We start from the raw sequence: 5,481 nt of genomic DNA on the forward strand, positions 1-5,481 counted from the left end.
GCGGTTCAGTTGCCCCTGAGGGCCGGCTTGCTTGGCCAGCGCATCATTGTCGCCGTCCCGATCGCGCTCGCGCGCCTGGATCTTTTCAATGTAGCGCGCGTTGCACTGCGCTACGGCTTTCTTGAGCATCTGCAGGTGCCCGACGATCTCGTCCTGTGTTCGGACCCAGGTTTCGATGTACAGGCACTCCTTGGTATCGATCTTTGCCGGAAAGGCCTCTTTGGACAGGTGATCGGTGAAATCATGACACCAGTCAACCGGCGCCTTGTGCGTGAGCCGGAAGCAGAGGTCGATGTACGGTTCCTTGCGGATTCGCGGCGGGCGCGTTTCGTCGATGCCCGTGATTCTGATATCGCTGATGCCTTCCATACTGTGGTTCCTCGATTTAGCGCGGGCTGGCCCGTGGGTCGTTCAGTATCACTATACGCGCAAAACCGGGGCGGGACCGCAAATGGAATGACTTTTGCTGAAGTCAGTATGTAAGCGCCTATTGCACCGTGAGGTTCGTCGGGGCGGCGGGCGCAAGCGTGTCACCCGGCGCGACCAGCCCACCAATCATGCTTCTACCCTGTGTATCCTGAAGGACAATAGCCGCCCAAAGGGCGGCTATTGGTCATTCACTACCTGTTGCTGCCCAGGGTGCAACAGAACTCGTTGCACCCGTTCGGCGGCGCGAATGTCCGCTGGACATTCGCGACAACACCGCCTCACCCCGCCTCCGCGGGCATGACAATCAAGGAGGTTGTCATCACCGTCCCGACTAAAGCATTCGAGGGCAGGTTACAGTGTGACAAAAAATATCTGAAGGAAATTAATTAAAGCATGTCATGCCCGCGGAGGCGGGCATCCAGGTTTTGCATATCATCCCCGCGTCAGCGGGGATTCTGCCGCCCCTTTCAACATTTACATTTATGTCGCAAAAATGGGGCCAGAGCACGGTTCTCGCCAATATTCAGAACAATTGTGATCTGATTCCGGTTGTGTGACGTCTGAAAGCTGGTCATACTTTTTTATTATGCGCTTATGCCGAAATAGATTTGTCCTGCTCATCCTTGGTGTCTTTGTCCTGCTCATGAATTCATCTGCACAGGCACAGGACAAATACACCCAGGCACGCCAAGGCATGATTCAAGAGATTGAAGCGGATGCTCGTTCGACCAGTTTCTATATCAATAAAAAAGAACTCGACCCGAAGGTGATGGACGCCATGGGCAAGGTGCCCCGCCATGAATTTGTACCTGGGCAAGTGCGTCATCTAGCCTATGAAAACCGTCCGCTACCCATCGGGCATGGGCAAACCATCTCTCAGCCCTACATCGTCGCGCTAATGACAGACCTGCTGGAACCCAAGCGACAACATAAAGTGCTGGAAGTGGGCACCGGCTCGGGTTACCAGGCCGCGATTCTGGCGGAACTTGTCGCCGAGGTGTTCACCATCGAAATCATTGAACCTCTTGGCAATGAGGCCAAGGAGCGGTTGAAGCAACTGAATTATAAAAATGTTCATGTCCGTATCGGTGATGGTTATTACGGCTGGGAAGAGCAGGGGCCCTTTGATGGCATTGTCGTGACGGCGGCAGCCAGCCACATCCCGCCACCATTGATCCAGCAGCTCAAGCCCGGGGGGCGAATGGTGATCCCGGTGGGTAGCCGATTTATGGTCCAACAACTCGTAGTGGTGGAAAAAGATGCCAAGGGAAAACTCACAACCCGTCAAATCCTGCCGGTCAGGTTTGTACCCTTAACCGGCGCGCACTAAACACGCAGACATGATGGAAAACCAGCGGCGACCCCCCAGTTATTCCATCGCTTTACTTTCGGCCACGGCACTGGCGTATGAAATACTGTTGATGCGGTTGTTTTCCATTATCCAGTGGCACCACTTCGCCTACATGATTATCAGCCTGGCCCTGCTCGGTTATGGCGCCAGCGGCACGTTCCTGTCACTGACCGCGCACCGGCTGTTGCCGCGTTTTCCCCTGGCCTATCTCGGCAACCTGGCCATGTTTGGCGTGTCAGCGGTTGGCTGTTATCTGATCGCCCAGCAGGTGTCGTTTAATCCCGAGGAAATATTATGGGACTTTCATCAATTGCTACGGCTGATGCTGATTTATCTGGTACTTGCTTTGCCGTTCTTTTTTGTTGCCAACGGCCTTGGTCTGGCGTTGGCCCATTATCGCGATGAAATAACCCGAGTCTATGCCGCCGATCTGCTGGGCGCCGGTATTGGCAGCCTCGGCATTGTGCTGTTGTTGTTTCTGGTTTTTCCCGCCACCGCGTTGCAAATCCTTGGGACCCTGGGGTTTGCGGCGGCCGCCTTGGCCTCGTGGGAATTAAAATTCCGGCCGCGACGAATAACTCTTGTTCTTATCTTGCTCGCATTCATCCCTCTGATGTTACCCGCTGGCTGGACGGTGCTGGCGATCTCACCCTACAAGGGGATGAATCAAGCCTTGCAAATCAGTGGCACCCGTATCATCGATGAGTATTCCAGCCCCTTGGGGCTGATCAGTGTGATGGAAAGTCCACAGGTACCCTTGCGCGAGGCGCCGGGATTAAGCCTCAATGCCACTAGTGAACCACCGCCCCAACTCGGTGTATTTACCGATGCCGATGCGATGACCGTCATCACGGCGCACACGGATGAGCGAGAAAAACTCGCCTACCTGGACCAAATCACCTCGGCACTTCCTTACCATATAAAAAACCCAGAAAAGATTCTCATCCTCGGTGTCGGCGGTGGAGCCGAAGTGTTACAAGCCAACTACCATGGGGCAGGGCACATCGATGCCGTGGAACTCAATCCGCAGGTTGTCGACCTGGTGCGAATGAAATATAGAGCCTTTGCCGGCGATCTTTATACAGCCGCCAATGTTGATGTACATATCACCGAAGCGCGAGGATTTGTCAGTGGCAGTAAAGAACGCTACGACCTGATCCAGGTAACGTTATTGGACTCCTTCGGCGCTTCTGCGGCCGGGCTCTATTCATTAAGCGAGAACTATCTTTATACAGTCCAAGCGCTACAGGAATATCTCGCGCACCTGAGTCCCGATGGAATGCTTGCGTTCAGCAGTTGGATCAAACTGCCGCCCCGCGACAGCTTGAAACTGTTTGCCACCGCCGTGGAGGCATTACGTCAATCGGGAATCAATGAACCGGAGAAACGACTGGTGCTGATCCGTGGCTGGCAGACCGGTACCTTGTTGATAAAAAACAGCCCATTCAGCGAAACAGAAATCCATAGCATTAAAAAGTTCTGCGATGCACGTTCCTTTGATACGGACTATTTTCCCGGTATCACTATTGCTGAAACCAATCGTTACAATGTCCTGGCCGAGCCTTATTTTTTTCAGGGCGCGCAGGCCTTGCTCAGTGATCACGCGGCAAGCTATTTGCAGAATTACAAATTCATCCTGCAACCAGCCAGCGACGACCAGCCTTACTTTTTCCATTTTTTCAAATGGGGCGTATTAAATGAAATTCTTGCCTTGCGCGGCGAGGGCGGTATGCCGTTGCTGGAGTGGGGCTACCTGATACTCATCGCCACATTAGTCCAGGCACTCATTGCCAGTCTGGTATTGATCCTGCTGCCGCTGTGGGTATCCCAGCGCCTGCTCAAAAATAAAACCGAGAATATCAGCCGTAGCCGGATAAGCGGCTACTTTTTTGCACTGGGACTCGCATTTTTATTTATCGAGATCGCCTTCATCCAGAAATTCATTCTGTTTCTACATCATCCTCTCTATGCCACCGCCATGGTTCTTTCCGGCTTTCTCCTTTTTGCGGGGCTCGGCAGCGCTTGGTCGCAGCGTTATGCCAATTCGCGGTCGTATAAAATCGGCGTAAATGGGGCGGTAACAGGAATTATATTGGTAGGGTTGCTTTATCTCCTGGCGCTAGGGCCATTATTTTCTCTGTTGAACTGGTTGCCGACATTCGTGAAAGTTGTCATTTCAGCCCTGCTCATTGCTCCACTGGCCTTTTGTATGGGTATGCCATTTCCATTGGGAATGGCACGATTGGGTAAGGCCGCGCCTGCTTTTATCCCCTGGGTGTGGGGAGTGAATGGCTGTGCATCGGTCTTGAGTGCGGTGATGGCCACCATTCTTGCGATCCATTTTGGATTTACGGTGGTGGTGATATTAGCGCTGATGTTGTATGCGATGGCGACGATGGTTTTCAGTGGAAGATGGGGTGAGGAGAAAAAATTGGAGTCAGAGTGAATCTGCCCCTATTTCCAGGGAACATCATGGATAAATTGCTGTCTTATAAGCAACAGATAGAACCCCTTCGCCGTTACAGCCATATGTCACATTATTTAACCAAAACATTCGTCCGCATCTTCACCGTCGGCGCAGCATTAACGTGCAGCATTGCGTTCGCAGCCACGGTAACTGCTGAAACAGTGGCGCCGAAGAACAGCTCACAAAGCATTGCCCCCGCAAAATCATCGCCTCCAATCGATTTGATTTTACCCGATCCCGCCATTCGCGCTACTCATATGCCGTTTTCATGGTATCTAAACAAACAAAATGCCAATGTCGTGAATAACCAAGAGAAAGAGAACAGGGCGTCGCCCTCCACTCCGGCATTGTTTCCAGGTCAGGAGACACGTCCGACGACATCGTTGATGATTGGTTGGTTACCATCCAAAGAGGGCACGAGCACAACCGGCCTGTATCAACCCGGGCCATATCAATACGCCACGACAGGAACCCAAGGAGACTGCCAGACCATGGACAGGACAGCCAGTAACACTGAGGCAACTACTGACGGTGGCAGGAAGGGTCTGCATCTGCCCACGGGTTGGATACTGGGAATGTGCTTACACTATTAGATTTTTTTCATGAATAGACATCATTGGTCTGAGTGATTTAAAAAAGCCCCACGAGTTTCTACACCCGCTTAGCAAACACCGCCCCCGGACGCTTCTGGCTGTTGGCCCTGAGGCTCACGTGGAATAATTCGGGTCCGACCACCGTTATTGCAATCCGGCCTAGTCGGGCCTTCGGAGACGATTCCGATCATCGACGGGGAGTTGGGGCTCTCGACCTGGCAGAATATTTTTTTTTGTGAATTCGACGGCCCGCGAGCTGAGCGCAAGATTATCTGTATCGTGATGGCGGATTAACAATCGGGAATGGCTCGCTTCTCTCGCGGGTCCTAGCGACCGCTCTCCAGCTTGTGTTTAATTGCCGCCAACTCCTGCTCGACGCCGGCAAATTCATCATACGAATGCGTCGTCCGCGAATACCAATAGCGGCTATTGCCCGCATCGCCTTCGATCTTGTGCAGCACGGCGTGAATCCAGCACGCGAGCGGGTCGTCTTCGTCCTGCTGCACGATCTTGTGCGCGCGTTGCCAATTACCGGCAAGCGCGGCGTCAATAGCGTCTAGCAGATCGGTCTTCATGCGCGGACGATAGTGCAAGGTCTTACCTTGCTTCCACCAGAAGTAAACGGAAAAACCGTGTCAGAC

5 protein-coding genes and 1 pseudogene are annotated in these 5,481 nt (G+C 53.0%); 4 read left to right on the plus strand and 2 right to left on the minus strand.

All coding sequences use genetic code 11. The features are described 5' to 3' along the window. A partial coding sequence (locus tag WB402_RS13660) for a hypothetical protein (RefSeq protein WP_424208773.1) occupies positions 1–369 on the minus strand: 369 nt, incomplete at its 3' end. 703 nt (positions 370–1,072) lie between these two features. Here WB402_RS13660 and WB402_RS13665 point away from each other — a divergent pair. The 4 genes and pseudogenes from WB402_RS13665 to WB402_RS13680 all read left to right on the plus strand — a co-directional run. Next, complete coding sequence (locus WB402_RS13665; RefSeq protein WP_424208781.1) at positions 1,073–1,759, plus strand: protein-L-isoaspartate(D-aspartate) O-methyltransferase; 687 nt, start codon at positions 1,073–1,075, stop codon at positions 1,757–1,759. A gap of 10 nt (positions 1,760–1,769) precedes the next feature. Then, on the plus strand, positions 1,770–4,226 hold the full coding sequence (locus WB402_RS13670) for an SAM-dependent methyltransferase (RefSeq protein WP_424208775.1): 2,457 nt from the start codon (positions 1,770–1,772) through the stop codon (positions 4,224–4,226). 26 nt (positions 4,227–4,252) lie between these two features. Next, positions 4,253–4,840: a hypothetical protein gene (locus tag WB402_RS13675; protein WP_424208777.1), complete on the plus strand. Its 588-nt coding sequence runs from the start codon at positions 4,253–4,255 to the stop codon at positions 4,838–4,840. A 147-nt stretch (positions 4,841–4,987) separates the two neighbouring features. Then, positions 4,988–5,134, plus strand: a pseudogene (locus tag WB402_RS13680) (YjbQ family protein); the annotation flags it as partial. A gap of 32 nt (positions 5,135–5,166) precedes the next feature. Here WB402_RS13680 and WB402_RS13685 read toward each other — a convergent pair. Then, positions 5,167–5,433 (minus strand): hypothetical protein, encoded by a 267-nt coding sequence (locus tag WB402_RS13685; protein ID WP_424208779.1) that lies wholly within the window; start codon positions 5,431–5,433, stop codon positions 5,167–5,169. Positions 5,434–5,481 lie beyond the last annotated feature (48 nt).

Origin of the sequence: Sulfuricaulis sp. (assembly GCF_049587675.1) — a bacterium.
In the GTDB taxonomy this organism is placed as follows: Bacteria; Pseudomonadota; Gammaproteobacteria; order Acidiferrobacterales; family Sulfurifustaceae; genus Sulfuricaulis.